13 protein-coding genes are annotated in these 14,299 nt (G+C 45.2%); 4 read left to right on the top strand and 9 right to left on the bottom strand.

Annotation, left to right across the window (positions count from 1 at the left end):
• Positions 1-90 precede the first annotated feature (90 nt).
• From GN277_RS16640 to GN277_RS16670, 7 genes are all read right to left on the bottom strand, one after another.
• Positions 91-273, bottom strand: coding sequence for a hypothetical protein (locus GN277_RS16640; RefSeq protein ID WP_159751990.1), 183 nt, complete (start codon positions 271-273; stop codon positions 91-93).
• 161 nt (positions 274-434) lie between these two features.
• Positions 435-1,058 (bottom strand): hypothetical protein, encoded by a 624-nt coding sequence (locus GN277_RS16645; RefSeq protein ID WP_159751991.1) that lies wholly within the window; start codon positions 1,056-1,058, stop codon positions 435-437.
• Complete coding sequence (locus GN277_RS16650) at positions 1,015-2,310, bottom strand: ABC transporter permease (protein WP_159751992.1); 1,296 nt, start codon at positions 2,308-2,310, stop codon at positions 1,015-1,017. The genes GN277_RS16645 and GN277_RS16650 overlap by 44 nt, the downstream gene beginning before the upstream one ends.
• Positions 2,304-3,188 (bottom strand): ABC transporter ATP-binding protein, encoded by an 885-nt coding sequence (locus GN277_RS16655; protein ID WP_159751993.1) that lies wholly within the window; start codon positions 3,186-3,188, stop codon positions 2,304-2,306. The genes GN277_RS16650 and GN277_RS16655 overlap by 7 nt, the downstream gene beginning before the upstream one ends.
• A gap of 91 nt (positions 3,189-3,279) precedes the next feature.
• Positions 3,280-4,527 (bottom strand): HAMP domain-containing sensor histidine kinase, encoded by a 1,248-nt coding sequence (locus GN277_RS16660; protein ID WP_159751994.1) that lies wholly within the window; start codon positions 4,525-4,527, stop codon positions 3,280-3,282.
• Complete coding sequence (locus GN277_RS16665; protein ID WP_159751995.1) at positions 4,515-5,195, bottom strand: response regulator transcription factor; 681 nt, start codon at positions 5,193-5,195, stop codon at positions 4,515-4,517. Before GN277_RS16665 ends, GN277_RS16660 begins: the two co-directional genes overlap by 13 nt.
• A 15-nt stretch (positions 5,196-5,210) precedes the next feature.
• A complete protein-coding gene (locus GN277_RS16670; RefSeq protein ID WP_159751996.1) occupies positions 5,211-6,713 on the bottom strand; it encodes an ATP-binding protein in 1,503 nt (500 codons plus the stop codon).
• Between the two features lie 193 nt (positions 6,714-6,906).
• On the opposite strand from GN277_RS16670, the gene GN277_RS16675 reads away from it, so the two are divergent.
• Together GN277_RS16675 and GN277_RS16680 are read left to right on the top strand one after the other, a co-directional pair.
• The gene (locus GN277_RS16675) at positions 6,907-7,668 is read left to right on the top strand and encodes a sulfite exporter TauE/SafE family protein (protein ID WP_159751997.1); all 762 of its coding nucleotides are present in this window, start codon (positions 6,907-6,909) and stop codon (positions 7,666-7,668) included.
• A gap of 25 nt (positions 7,669-7,693) precedes the next feature.
• Positions 7,694-8,353 carry a pseudouridine synthase gene (locus GN277_RS16680; RefSeq protein ID WP_244324748.1) on the top strand — a complete coding sequence of 220 codons (660 nt, stop codon included), beginning with the start codon at positions 7,694-7,696 and terminating at the stop codon, positions 8,351-8,353.
• On the opposite strand, the gene GN277_RS16685 is transcribed toward GN277_RS16680, so the two are convergent.
• Entirely contained in the window at positions 8,249-10,915 is a 2,667-nt protein-coding gene (locus tag GN277_RS16685; RefSeq protein WP_159751998.1) for a YfhO family protein, read from the bottom strand. The genes GN277_RS16680 and GN277_RS16685 overlap by 105 nt on opposite strands.
• Positions 10,896-11,861 carry a glycosyltransferase family 2 protein gene (locus tag GN277_RS16690; protein ID WP_159751999.1) on the bottom strand — a complete coding sequence of 322 codons (966 nt, stop codon included), beginning with the start codon at positions 11,859-11,861 and terminating at the stop codon, positions 10,896-10,898. Before GN277_RS16690 ends, GN277_RS16685 begins: the two co-directional genes overlap by 20 nt.
• A 242-nt stretch (positions 11,862-12,103) precedes the next feature.
• Between GN277_RS16690 and GN277_RS16695 the strand changes: the two genes are divergently transcribed.
• Together GN277_RS16695 and GN277_RS16700 are read left to right on the top strand one after the other, a co-directional pair.
• Positions 12,104-12,838 (top strand): response regulator transcription factor, encoded by a 735-nt coding sequence (locus tag GN277_RS16695; protein WP_159752000.1) that lies wholly within the window; start codon positions 12,104-12,106, stop codon positions 12,836-12,838.
• Positions 12,831-14,180, top strand: coding sequence for a HAMP domain-containing sensor histidine kinase (locus GN277_RS16700; protein ID WP_244324749.1), 1,350 nt, complete (start codon positions 12,831-12,833; stop codon positions 14,178-14,180). Before GN277_RS16695 ends, GN277_RS16700 begins: the two co-directional genes overlap by 8 nt.
• The last annotated feature ends 119 nt before the right edge of the window (positions 14,181-14,299 follow it).

A 14,299-nucleotide genomic window follows, 5' to 3' on the forward strand; every position in this document is an offset into this window, starting at 1 on the left:
CACAGCTAATATAATGACCACAACGATTAAAATAATTATTTCGAGCTGCATTTATAATCTCCATATCTTTTTCAAAATCATCATAGTATATTAGCAAATCATCCCCCCAAATAAAATTATTTCTATATTAGGCATCAGCTTCATTTCCATTTTTAGTTGGTATATCGCATCATTTAATTTACTGCTTAACTCTTTTGCTTCCTGTATTTTACCATTAAGAAGAAGTAATTCAATAGAATCCCCAATACTGTCACCATCAAAATATGCATACATATTCTCTCCTCCTACTCAGCTTCCTTCTAAATAATTTTTTAATTAAAAAAGGCAAGAATCAAAGAGAGTCTCCTCTCTTTTATCCTTACCTTGATCAACCAATATCAGTTTAGCATAAAATACGACATTTTTCTACCTTTTTTTCTTAAATATACACCCCTCTATCTTCTCCTTCTGCACCGAAGCCACACCCCCGCGCCAATCAGCACCACAGCCCCAAAAGCCAGCACTCCCTTCTCTTTAAAACTTCCAAGCATCATCGAAAAGGGATAAAACATCTTAAGCAGCTTCTGCCCGCTTCCAATCGCCGCAATATAATAGACAATCGGAACCATATACCCAATCACCAGATTATCACACAGCCCATAAAAGAAAATCCCCAGACCTCCCATGAACAGCATCTGAGCCAGAGTCCCTAAGAAATACTTAACCACAGGAAACTCACACCCCTGATACTTAAGCAGCCCCACATACAGCCCCAGAAGCACAGCCAACAAAAGTACATTTCCAAACAATCGAATCAGATAGACCACAGCACCATTCACATACTTCGTATACACCAGGTCCCGAATATCATGATCCTGTTCAGGCATGAAAATCGGCGGCAGCAGCACAATTCCAATCAGCGCCGCATACATTTCCAACACCTTCGCCGTATCCTGCGCCCCAAGGTTCGCCACCCCTATAAGAAGGGGCGAAGCCAAAAGCATCAGGGCGCTGATTAAAATATGCAGCGGTATATTATACTTCAGATTTACTTTTTCGATTTGCAAATATCTTTCCACGAATCTGTAACCTTCCTTTCCTTTTCTGTGTATAAACCAACGCCGTCAAAACCACAAAGACCAGCGCAAGAACGGTATATAAAAGCCGATTTGCCAAAAGGGCTGTAAAGCCGTCCTGGTATTCCTGCCACTTCAGCGCCGAATTATGCCTGGGCACCAAATTCCAGCCGTAGTTTCCTCCGCTAAGATCACTGATACTGCTGAACACGGCCATAAACCACCATGCGCCCTGTACCAGAACCGCTGCTGCGGTATCCGTCAATTCCGTAATGAACATTCCCACAGCCGTTACCGCCATAATCGTAGGAACCTGCCAACCGAAAACGTATTTGACAAAAGCCAGCATATCCACGGTAATTCCTGCGGTCTGGGCAAAGCCCAAGCATTCGGACAAGGGAATCAACGACAGTATAAGCACAGGAAGGGTCAGCATCACCACCATAGACAGAAAACGGCTGGCCATAATGGTAAACGACGAACATTTCCGCGTATAGATTAATTCCTGCATCATCGCCCGTCTGTCCCGCAATCCCCGCGTCACCGCTAGGAACACCGGCAGAATCCCCAAAAAGATTACCATATAATCGGAAAATAGTCTTGCATACCCTCCGGTCAGCCGGTCGTCCTCGATTAAATGATTATATTCTTCAAGCGCCTCCTCATAGGTTTTAGGTATCCGAGCGCTCTTTTTCCTAGACTCTTTCCTGTAATCAGACCCTCCGCCTAAGATATCGTCCGCTTCATCCATGAGCTCGCCAAATCGCTGGTAAGTCAGCCCTTCTACTGGCTCTGCCTGCAAAGGCTCCAGATAAATCGGCCCCATATTCCCAGTATCTCCCTCTTTGGAAGCGTTTTCAACAGAAGCCTCAGTCTCCTGTTGGGCAACATACCATTCCTCCATCACCTTTTCTGCCGCCTCTCTGTCAGCGATTCCTGTGGCTTCCTTTAGGATCTCGCCAATCCTCTGGTCATCCTCTTGATTCAATGTCACGCTCTTATAAAAGCCAATGGGATATGTGGTATAGCTCTCCCGAACATATTCTTCCATCAGATTCCCCAACGTACTTTTCATAATCAAATCCGGATCATCGCTGGCCTTTATACCATAGTCCTCCCCTGGCTGTGGCTTAGCCTTTATCGACATATCGCCAAGCTGGGATACAAAATCGAATATCAGAATCAAAACAATGGCCCAGAAAATCAGACTCCTTGCCGTCTGCTTACATTCTTTTACAAATAGCTGTCCTAGCATCCGTGACCACCCCTCTCCATATGCATCAGATACATGTATGCATCCTCAACTCCGGCTTCACAGAGCTTTGCCGATTCAAAGGGCTTCTCATCCGCCAGAAAACGTGCCATCACATTATTTCCAAGGGTGAGCATACTGGTCACAATATAATCCTTTTTCAAAAGCTCAAGCTCTCTCTTGCTGATTTCCGCAGAGTATACCTTTCCCTCTGTCATATAAAGCAGCTCTGTCACTGTGCCCTGGTAGATGACGCTTCCCGCATCCAGCACCGCAATATCTTCGCAGGTGGCCTCGATATCCCCTACGATATGGGTGGACAAAATGACAATCCTATCTTCTGCAATCTCACACAAAAGGTTACGGAAACGCACCCGTTCCTCAGGGTCTAAGCCAGCTGTTGGTTCATCCACAATCAGCACCTTCGGATCATGGAGGATTGCCTGCGCAATACCAAGCCGCCGCTTCATTCCGCCGGATAGGGCCTTAACCTTCTTCCTCCCGTCATCCTGTAGATTCACCCTCTCAAGAAGCTTAGGAATCCTCTGCCTTCTTTCCACCTTGCTAAGCCCCGACAGCACTCCCAAATAATCCATAGCCTCATACACGGTCATATTGGGATACATGGAAAAATCCTGAGGGAGATACCCTACAATCCTCCTGACCTCCTGGGGATGCTGGGTGCTTCTTTTGCACACAGACACCTCGCCTTCTGACACAGGAAGAAGGGTTGCGATTACCTTCATCAGCGTGGTCTTTCCGGCGCCGTTTCTCCCCAGAAGACCAAACATGCCTGTTTCTATTCTAAGGTTAATGTCTCTTAGGGCCTGCTTCTTTCCATAATATTGATTCAGATTCCTGATTTTAATTGTAGTGGACATACGCATCTTCCTTTCAAACTTGCTCTTTGTTATCTTAGGTATATCATAAAGCGTAAATCCCTATATTTTCTCTACAAAAAATTAAGAATCCCTAAGGATCTATTGAATTTTCTCCAAATATAGAGGCAAAAAACGACGCCGTCACCACCGCCCCTCCCTTAATACTGTTGGCCACATTAATGGTCCCGCCATGCTTCTTACAGAACTCCCTGCAGATATGCAGCCCAATCCCAAAATGCTCGTCCGTCTCTGCGCTTTCGTATTCCTTATGATAGGGCTCTAACGCCTTCTCCAACTGCTCGTCCAAAAAGCCTCTCCCGTCGTCCCTGACAGTCAAAAGGAATTCCATCCTCTCCCCGTCATAATCTGACAGAACTTCAATCTCCCTTCTGGCATAGCGAATCCCATTGGAGAGCAGATTTTCCAGAACCTCCATGATAATGTTGTCGTCCGCTTTGATCCGCAGCCCATTATCATTTCCTCCGAAGCCTCCTTCATAACTAATCTTCACATCCCCAACCTGGTTCAGCGCAAATACCACTTCTCCGATCTTCCTCTCAATACTGCGAATCCCCACCCATTCCGGCGAAAATGGCACCTCGTCAATACTGCGAATCCCTTTCATGGTACGGCTGTAATCCTCTAGTCGCTTCAGATGGCTGGACATTAACGCCAACGTATCCCTCATCTTCTCCTCGCTAATCTTCCCCTCCGGAATATAACGGGCCAGGAAATCCGTATAACCCCGAAGCACCGTAAGAGGAGTTCTAAGATCATGGGCAAACGCGGCGTTTAACTCCTTCTGTCTCTCCACCAGCCGCCACATTTCCTCCTTACCCCGCACAAGCTCAAGCCGCATATCCTCCACAGAGTCGCAGAGACTCCCCAACTCATCCTCACTGTCATAATGCACATGAAAGTCAAGGTCATTTCCCCGAATCCGTTCTACGCTGTTCTCTAAAATCTTAAGGGGCAATGCCAGCCGTTTCCGGTAAAAGATACAGATCGTCACGATCATCCCTGCAAATGCATAGAAATAGGGGCACCACATCCTCACAAACTGCAGAAGCCTAAGTTTATCTGTAATATTTGTTCTTTTCTCAAATCTATAATCAACTCCAAAGAAGGATTCCTTCCAGTAAATCATTTCCAAAAGGTCGCACTCCTCATATTTTGCCCATTCCTGCGCCTCCATCTGCCAGCACAGAACCATGGTCAGATAAGAAATCAGAAACACGACTGCTGCCAGCGTCAGGATATAGGCAATCATCGCCTTGCGAAAGGACAGATTCCGTATATATTTTGATAATCCTTCTATCTTTTCCTCTAACCAATCCATCGATAGCCCACTCCCCAAACAGTCTCTATATACGCGTGGTCCGTATATTTTCCAATCTTACTTCTTACCCTCCTGATATGCTCCATCACAATGCTGCTGTCAGCGCCCCCGTCAAATCCACGAGCCTTCTCATACAACTGCTCCTTACTGAATACCTGTCCTGGGTTTAGCGACAATATTTCCACCAACTCATACTCCGTCTTAGTAAGTCCCAGGGGTTGTTCGTCATAATACACGCACCGATCCCCATAATGGACTGCCAGCCGGTCAAATATCTTCACAGCCCCGTCGGTCTTCCTCCTCTCCTCCCGCCGAAGATGAGCCTCCACTCTCGCACCCAGTTCGTCAATACTGAAAGGCTTCAGAATATAGTCGTCCCCGCCCATCATAAGCCCTCGAATCCGGTCTGACTCCTCAATCTTTGCCGTCAGAAACAGAATCGGACAGGAGACATGGGCTCGAATCCGCTCACATACCTCGAACCCGTCCAGCATTGGCATATTTACGTCCAGAAGTATCAGATCAGGCTGTCTGTTAAGCTGCCCTAACACCTCCAGACCGTTCTTTGCCTCTATCACCTGGTAATCCTGGATTTCAAAATAATCCCTCAGCAGTTGGATAATGCCAGGCTCATCGTCTGCGATTAATATTCTTTTCTTTTCGTTCATAATTTTAACCTCTGCCTACAGCCTATACGGATTCAATTCCGAATAATTCCTCTCTGCTTCAACGGCGCTTCCTTCTAATTTTTTTCTGAAATTATCTGAAAAATGCAGCTTCATTTCTGGTTTCTTTATATCACACGCCCTGCGGAAAGCATACCCAATCGACTGCAGATCAGCCTCATCATATAATTCTTCTTTCTGTCCCCCTATCGTAATCGTCCTGATATAAAAGTCTCTCGGATTATGATTCTTCTCTTTCCCTACCAGCCGAATATATCTATTTTCAGGATTGGTTGTGGTACAAACAATATTCTTAATATTTAACTTTTCAAAAGCTCGCAGATTATGGGATGTAAATATTAGCTGCCCCTTTGCTTCTTCATTCAAAACACCTAAGATTTCCCCCAACAGATACTCAAAAATGCCTGAATCTAATTCATCGACTACCAGACAGATTTCAGGATAATTATATAATGAAATAAGATAACTCAAAAGAGATATAATTCTTTTAATCCCTTCTGATTCATATCTGGTTAAGAATTCCTTACCACTTCGAACAGAATATACTTCTACCCTAATCTCTTTATTTCCTTCTTTGTCCGGTTCCTCGTTGACAGGACGCAGTTCTATACTCAAATCAGGAATAATGGCTTTCAGAGCAATATTAATCCCGCGAACTGCTTCTTTTAACTGCATATACATATTTTCGGAGATTTTCCCCTGCCCTCCCATCACAAGAGGAAGGCATTCTTGCATTACAAGGCTGTTATTTTCTGTATGCACATTTACCGGTAAAATGGTATTCCTGTTAATATCTGCAAGTTGGTTTACCTTCACAACCTGAAAATACAGACTTCCGAAATCCGCTAATCCCCACATAACATTGCGTAACGTCGGGTCTCCATCGGCTAACTTATACAGCATTAAACGATTAAAAAAAACCGAAAGCTTCTTCTGAGCGCAATATACTGCTAGATTCCGCAGTCTTTTTGTTATGATATCATCTTTAAGCCCCTTAAAATTTTCCGAGCGAAAAGAAACCGGTATATCATCCAAAATGGAACTGGTATCATAATAAGGATTACGAAACTCCAAGTCTCTCTGAGTCTTCCATGTTGCGCCTCTTTGCCAGTAAATTAGTTTTTCTGAAATAAGATTAATTTTCTGTTCTATGTTATCCGCACATAACTCCACCTCATATTGTGCCTTATATTGGTTCTGCCCATGTTCAATATAAAAAACTGTAACAATCTTAGTACTGCGTTGGGAAGACAACAGCCCCTCATATGGCTGGTATGGAATCTCCTTCCCTGCAAGAATATATTTTAATATAGCCAACGCCTCGACTAATGCAGTTTTGCCAGAACCATTCTGTCCATATAAACCAACAATATCATTTTTTTCAATTTTTGCCTTTTTCTCGACAGAGCTATAGTTCATATAACGAATCTCGCCATAATCGACATTTTTAAAATTAAATAATTCATTCTTAATAATACGAACTAGATATTTCTCACTCATATTTCCACCTTTTCCATAATCATACATTTTATCCAGTGAATATAATTATATCCTAATTCATACAAAATGTCCATTTCTAAAAATTTCATTAAAAAATATTTATAGAGTCGAAAAAGGCACAGAACACTTGACAATCCTTTTCATATTATTTAAAATTTACAACCATATTATATAGAACGGAGGAAGCTCAAGAATGTTGACGAAATTTATTGTCTGCTTTATCGCCGGAATCGGCGCGGGACTTGGGACTGGATTTGCCGGAATGAGCGCGGCGGCAGTCATCAGCCCAATGCTAATCACATTCCTTAACATGCCCGCCTATGAAGCCGTAGGCATCGCCCTGGCAAGCGACGTCCTTGCCAGCGCCGTCAGCGCTTATACATATGGAAAGAATAAGAATCTGGATATCAGAAACGGAATCGTCATGATGATCTCTGTACTATGCTTCACACTGTTGGGAAGCTGGATTGCAAGCCTTGTACCAAACCAGACTATGGGAAGCTTCTCAGTCTTCATGACCTTCCTTCTTGGAATCAAATTTATCGTAAAACCGGTCATGACCACCAAGGAGGCCATGGCGGCCGTAAATCCGCGCAAACGCTTTGTTCAGTCTGTCGTCTTCGGCGTGATGATTGGATTTATCTGCGGCTTTATCGGCGCCGGAGGCGGCATGATGATGCTCTTAATCCTCACAAGCGTCCTTGGCTACGAGTTAAAGACCGCCGTTGGAACCAGCGTGTTCATCATGGCCTTCACAGCGTTTACAGGCGCGGCCAGCCATTTCGCCATCGGCGGGATGCCGGACATTCTCTGCCTTACCTTCTGTGTGCTGTCAACACTTTTGTGGGCCAGAATCGCCGCGCTGTTCGCCAACAAGGCAAGCGCAATCACACTGAACCGTGCCACGGGCGTTGTTCTTGCAGTCTTAGGCATTGCAATTATGGTTGTAGGGTAAACCCAGTCCACGAATAGGAGAAGCTATGCAAAAAGAAAATCCGAATACCTTTCACTACTATATGTTCAACAAGCCCTTCGGCTGTGTCACCGCCCGCAGGGACCAGCGTTTCCCGACGGTTATGGAATATTTCAAAGAGCTTAACAATGACAGGCTCTCCCCTGTGGGGCGCCTTGATAGAGAGACCGAAGGCTTGCTCATCATTACCGACGATGGAAAATGGAATCAGCAGATGACACACCCTGCTTATCAAAAGAAAAAGACCTATGAATTCACGGTATTGGGTGATTTAGACCAGAAAAAACGAAAGACCCTCCAAAATGGAATTCTGTTAAATGGCTCTGACACCCCTACTCTCCCCTGCCAGATTACCGTTACCGGCGCCTCCGTATTATCCGAGACTCTGCCCACACTCCATCCAGAGGTTCAGAAAGCAATCTTTAGGAACCGCCCCTGCCATCCGGTAACCATGGGAAGAATCACTATTACCGAGGGCAGGAAGCGGCAGATTCGCAGAATGATGAAGGCTGTTCATTGCTGTGTGGTTGCCTTGAAGCGCATTTCCATTGACGGCATTATCTTAGACGAACATTTGAAGCCTGGGGAATGGAGGGAGATGTCTGCTTTTCCTACACTTTTTCTGTCTAAGAATCATGCCGCAGAATATAATCAGTCCTGCCATTGACATAAGCTTTCCCGCCTTCACACCAGGCGCATGGTATAAAAGCCTTACCTCATGCACTCCGGCGCCGATCCGAAAGCCAAGAAAGGCGGTGTTTACCTCCTCTGCCCTCACCGGTTCTCCATCCACCAGAAGCTCAAAATTCTCATCATATGGAATCGTGGTGATAACATACCCCTCTCTCTTAACATCAATGCTGCCTTCTATCCGATTACCCTTTGTTCTCTCCCAATCTGGCTTAAAAACAGACTGATATAATCGGTCGTCCAACTCCTTTTCTCCTTCCCAGGAGGGAAGTCTCCCTATATACGCCTCCAACTCCTTTATCTCATACCTCCCTTTTCCAAAAACCATTTCCACTGTTTCCTGCCCCTCCTTCAACGGAATCCCATAGGTAAATACTGTATTATCATTGTAATAGAAATGGCTTCTTGCCGTCAGTTTATTCCGTATTCCTTCCACCCAGACTGCAACGTCCTTCGACGTTCTCTGGTTTTCTACCTGAAAGCAGAGAAACAGGACTCTCTGTCCCTTCTCTTTCTCAGGCAGATCAGGCAGATTTACCTGAACCTCTTGGTCTGTGTCGGAGGCTATATCCAAGGGCAAGTCTATCTCAATCGGACTGACCCATTCTGCTAAAACATCTTTTACTATAGGGGCGTTTTCAGAAAAATCTCCGGCATCCTCCACTACGGCATATTCAAGAAGGGCCAACTGACGATAGGGAAACTCAAGCTTTAGAAAATCTTCCTTTGAAATTACCCGATTCGTCCCATATACCACTGGAGAGACCTGGGTATTTTCATACACCCTCCACACATCCCCTTGCTTACCATTTTCTTTTGTATCCTCATAAACCTTCTTCCCACGATCATACTCCACCGGTTCATAATCCAAAAGCTCATCTCTGGACACCACGTACTTTATGCCCATAAACCGCTGATACACTGGATTATGTACCGCAGACTGCATCAGGAAATTACGGAAAGGTTCTTCTAGCTGAAAGGTCTCCTGCCGAAACTCCCTATACCCCTCGTGGTAAGAGGAGGAATAGACAGAAGAAACATATTGGCCCATAGTCCAGATCCGATTCAGATTCGCCGCATTTTCATTATCACTTCCTAACTGCTCTGTCCGGTAGACGCCCTCCTCTTTGGCAGTTACCGACTCGATCTTTTCTCCTATCTCTGAATCCGTTATTTCCTCATAAAATTTCCGGTTAAGCCCTCTGTCCGCCTGGGTATGGCAAGTATAATCAAACACAAGCAGCATCAAAATTGACGGCGCTAATAATATCACAGACCTTCTTTGACACAAACGGAACACAAGAAAACAGACCAGCATCAATACACTGTCCAGCAAAAGCAGCTTCCAGTATTTTCTAATATCTCCCTGCTGCCGGTTCAAACAGACCATCACTATCGTCAATATATAGGGAAGGCTCTCGCCTAACCTGGCAATTCTTCTGATTCCTTCTGTCTCTTTCTCTTTTCCTCTGCTCTCAAGCCCTTCCAGATAATAGGCCGTAATATAACACAACAGAGGCAGAAACGGAATCATCACCTTATCCCGCACATACAAGCCCCCGTTTAACAGATACGCAAACACCGGAACCGTCAAAACCGCAGCGCAGCTTAACGCCAGGGCCCGTTCATACCATTTCCGTCCAAACACCAAGGCAATCACGGCAGTCACGGCAAGGGTCGTCATGCCAATCCCATAAGGAGAATAACAAAACCTCGTCATTGACACCTTAGGAAAAAGCAGCTCTCCCAAACCCACAGCCGCGCCTTCCCCCTCCCGTCCCGTCAACGCAAATGCTGTGGGCGCCAGCAAAACTCCACTCATCAGCACAGCCAAGACAAAATAGAGAGAAAACTTTAAACCTGCTGTCAAAAACGATTTCACTGATACTTTCTCTCCCGCCTCGTCACATACCATGAGGTAACGGTGTATCCCATACAGCACCAGGACCAACATTCCGCCAATACTAAAGTAAAAGCTGGTCATAATCATGAGAAAAATGCTGACCGTCAGCAGACCACTTTTCTGCTTTTCAAAGTACCGGTCCACTCCCCACAAGCCCGTCAGCAGAAAGGGCATATAATTTATGAACATTATCTGATTATAAGAATGGAAGATGACCGGACCGGCAAGCAGGAATAAAATGGCCATGCCAACACAGATTTTCCAAGAAAAGCCTCTTTTCTCAAGCCATCGGTACATCAGAAGAACCGAGGCCACAAGCCCCAAAAACTGAACTGCCATCATGTAATCCGACATTTTTACAAAGGGCAGCAGATAGGAGAAAAGCAGCAGGGGATTATAAAGCCCATAGTAACCAAAGTGATAAATATTCTGTCCGCCCCCAATATTTGCCGCAAATTCCGGAAATAACTGCCCTGTATCATAGAACTGCCGCCGGAAATAATCCGGCAGCACACTATGCTGGCTAATCCAGTCAACCTTTGCCCCAAACACTCCATAGCGGAGGCAAAACAGGTAACAAAAACCGAACGTTAAGCATGCCAGAAAAAGATAACAACTATACGGAAGCCGCCTCATGTCTGTCACCCTCCTTCTCCTCACTGGAATCCTTCAAGATAAAAATTGGTCTGTGCTTCGTCTCCAGATAGGTCTTGGACAGATATTCCCCTACGATTCCCGTACAGAAAAGCTGGATTCCGCTGACCATGAAGATGATACACACCAGGGACGGCCAGCCGGACACCGGATCTCCCCAGATTAAGGTCCGCACAATGATGATCAGAATCATAAAGAAGGACAGCATACAGAAAACAACTCCCACTACCGATGCCAGGGACAGGGGCGCAACCGAAAAGCCTGTGATTCCCTCCAAAGAATAGGTAAACAACTTCTTAACCGACCATTTCGTCTGTCCGGCGCAGCGTCCTACATTCTGGAATTCCAGCCATTTGGTCCGAAATCCCACCCACTCAAAGATACCCTTGGAGAAACGGTTGTATTCGCTCATCCCAAGGACAGCCTCCACCATCTTACGTTTCATCAGTCGGTAGTCTCTGGCGCCGTTTACAATCTCCGTCTTGGAAATGCGGTTGATAAATTTATAAAAGCTCTCTGACAGGAAGGAGCGAAGCTTAGGCTCTCCCGCCCTGGTGGAACGCCGGGTCGCCACGCTGTCGTAATCCTCCTCCGTAAGAATCCGGAACATTTCCGGCAGAAGCCCCGGCGGGTCCTGCAAATCTACGTCCATCGTCGCCACATAATCGCCGCCTGCATTCTTAAGCCCTGCATAGATTGCCGCCTCTTTTCCGAAATTTCTGGAAAAGGACAGATACCGGCAGCGTTGGTCCGTCTCATTCATTTCCTTTAATATAGAAAGGGTTCTGTCTGAAGATCCGTCATCCACAAAAATTAATTCAAATTCCTCTTCTGACATTTCTTCCATCACCCTGCACATGGCATGATAATATACCGGTAGAGCATCCTCTTCATTAAAACATGGAATTACAATACTTATTCTGCTCATCTTACATACCTCCTAGTTATCCCTGATGTCACATCGTTTTTCAAAAAAATTTGGTTTTCTGAAAGATTTTCTATATTTTTCCCTTCATGCACATACTTTACACGGCATCTCTTAAGAAATGGCAAAAATAAATCTTAAAAATTCTTAAGAACTTCTAAGGATTTCCAAAAAGCTGTTATACTAAGAATATAAGACTAAAAGCTTTGCACACAGGCACATTACTCAAAAAAGGAGCTCACAACATGGAAACATCACGCATCTTAATCGTAGACGACAACCCTGAGATTCGGGAGATTATCCATATCCTGCTGGAAGGAGAGGGATTTTGCATCAAGGAGGCCAGCGACGGGCAGCAAGCCTTAGATCTTACGAAAAAACTGGATTTTGACCTGATTATCCTTGATATCATGATGCCAGGGCTTAACGGATACCAGACCTGTATCGAGATTCGCAAGAACAGCAACGCACCGATTCTGTTCTTAAGCGCACGCACAAAAGACAGCGATAAAACCTTAGGCTTCTCTAGCGGAGGGGACGACTACCTCGCTAAACCATTTTCCTACAATGAGCTGATCAGCCGTGCCAAGGCACTAATCCGCCGCTATCAGGTCTACCGCGGGAAGGATGCCTCAAGTCCACAGACGTCCCTTTATCCCCAGACGTCAAAGCTTTCAAAGGAGCCTTTAATCTTCCATCACCTTATGATAAACGAAGAAAAAGAGGAGGTAACCTCTGACGGAATTCCCCTTGTGCTGACGGATACGGAATATGCCATGCTGCTGCTTCTGGTAAAGCACCGCCGCCAGATTTTTTCCGCACAGCATCTCTACGAGTCTGTGTGGAACGAACCTTACTATTACGGAGCCAACAACACGGTCATGGTTCACATTCGCAATCTGCGGCTTAAGATTGAAAAAGACCCGAAAAATCCAACGCTTCTAAGGACCGTCTGGGGAAAGGGGTATCGCTGTGATTAGAGGATTTAACAACTTAAAGATTCGCACTCAGGCTGCCCTCGTAATCCTGTTTGCCATTATTATTGCTTTTGCCTTCTTTGAACTGCTGTGGATGAACAAGTGGAACATCTGCGAAACCGCCGAAGGCCTCAATCTCTTCTACACACAGATAAATGATAAGAGTTTTCGGGATACCCTTGCCAAAGAGGCTCTTAACTACAATATTCCAGAATCTGAGGACGATACTGAAGGCGTGAAGGCAATACAGCCTTTCTTTGACCTTGTCAGCGAATACACAGGTATCTATATCTATGACCTCGACGATGGAATGTATATCGCCGGAAGATATGCCCCCGCCTTGGAAGCCAACGGATTTCTCTTTTTCTTCAATATTGGTTACCAGCTTACAGGCGGCGACGGAGAGTTTGTACAGGATTTCCCTTTAGAATTCGCAAACGGAACCGCAGAAATCATGATCTATGACTACGAACGGACTTTGTTCATATATCCCCTTCTGTTTGTCTGCCTGTTTTTGTCCATCTCTTTATTCCTGTGTATTATCCTTTTCTTCCTAAACAAGAAGATGAGGCAGGTTCTGGCCCTGAATAATGAAATCCTCACCATGTCTGCAGGGGATTTAACACACATGGTTCCTGATTTTGGAGGCAACGAAATCGGAATTCTTGCCCGTGAGCTTAACCATCTGCGGGAGTCCTTATCTGACAATATCCAGAAGGAGCAGGAGAGCCGCAAAGCCAATCAAGACCTGATTACAGCTCTCTCCCACGATCTTCGGACGCCTCTCACCATCCTAAACGGGTATCTGGAGGTGCTTAAGCTAAAGCGCAACCCTCAGACACAGGAGGAATATCTTAACCGCTGTCTTAAGAAGGCCGAGGATATCAAAGAGCTGACGGATCGGATGTTTGAATATGCACTGGTGGCGGAGGAAAACGAAACGCCTGAGATTACCTGGCTTTCTTCAGACTTTATTGGACAATGCCTGACAGAAAACTGTGACTTTATTCGTCTGGCAGGCTTCACTCCCTCCTTAAAGCTGCCCGATACCACCGGCGTGCTTAAGAGCGATAAGACTATGCTGAAGCGTATTTTTAATAACCTTTTTTCAAACATTCTGAAATATGGGGATAAAAAACATGGGGTTACGGTAACCAGCCAGCTTCAGGATACCGATTTTATCGTTTCTGTCACGAATCTGATTAAGGACGAAGCTTCTCAGATAGACAGCAATCATATCGGCCTTAAAAATGTAGACAGAATCATAAGGATGTTGGACGGGAGGATGACTGTCACACAGGAAAAAAAGAGGTTTGAGGTTGAGCTGCGATTCCCCTTACAGTAACCCCGCCATCTCCTCTTTGCCCTGCACCATAAAAGAAAATAAATTTTTATATTGATTTTTCTTCAAAAATCTGTTTATCTATATAATAGTAAAATCTATTTACAACACTATGACAAAGA

It is taken from the genome of Sporofaciens musculi (assembly GCF_009830285.1).
Taxonomy (GTDB): Bacteria; Bacillota; Clostridia; order Lachnospirales; family Lachnospiraceae; genus Sporofaciens; species Sporofaciens musculi.

Coding starts and splice junctions, on each gene's coding strand:
- GN277_RS16640 (WP_159751990.1), bottom strand. CDS start 273: ATGTATGCATATTTTGATGGTGACAGTATTGGGGATTCTATTGAATTA.
- GN277_RS16650 (WP_159751992.1), bottom strand. CDS start 2,310: ATGCTAGGACAGCTATTTGTAAAAGAATGTAAGCAGACGGCAAGGAGT.
- GN277_RS16655 (WP_159751993.1), bottom strand. CDS start 3,188: ATGTCCACTACAATTAAAATCAGGAATCTGAATCAATATTATGGAAAG.
- GN277_RS16660 (WP_159751994.1), bottom strand. CDS start 4,527: ATGGATTGGTTAGAGGAAAAGATAGAAGGATTATCAAAATATATACGG.
- GN277_RS16665 (WP_159751995.1), bottom strand. CDS start 5,195: ATGAACGAAAAGAAAAGAATATTAATCGCAGACGATGAGCCTGGCATT.
- GN277_RS16670 (WP_159751996.1), bottom strand. CDS start 6,713: ATGAGTGAGAAATATCTAGTTCGTATTATTAAGAATGAATTATTTAAT.
- GN277_RS16675 (WP_159751997.1), top strand. CDS start 6,907: ATGTTGACGAAATTTATTGTCTGCTTTATCGCCGGAATCGGCGCGGGA.
- GN277_RS16680 (WP_244324748.1), top strand. CDS start 7,694: ATGCAAAAAGAAAATCCGAATACCTTTCACTACTATATGTTCAACAAG.
- GN277_RS16685 (WP_159751998.1), bottom strand. CDS start 10,915: ATGAGGCGGCTTCCGTATAGTTGTTATCTTTTTCTGGCATGCTTAACG.
- GN277_RS16690 (WP_159751999.1), bottom strand. CDS start 11,861: ATGAGCAGAATAAGTATTGTAATTCCATGTTTTAATGAAGAGGATGCT.
- GN277_RS16695 (WP_159752000.1), top strand. CDS start 12,104: ATGGAAACATCACGCATCTTAATCGTAGACGACAACCCTGAGATTCGG.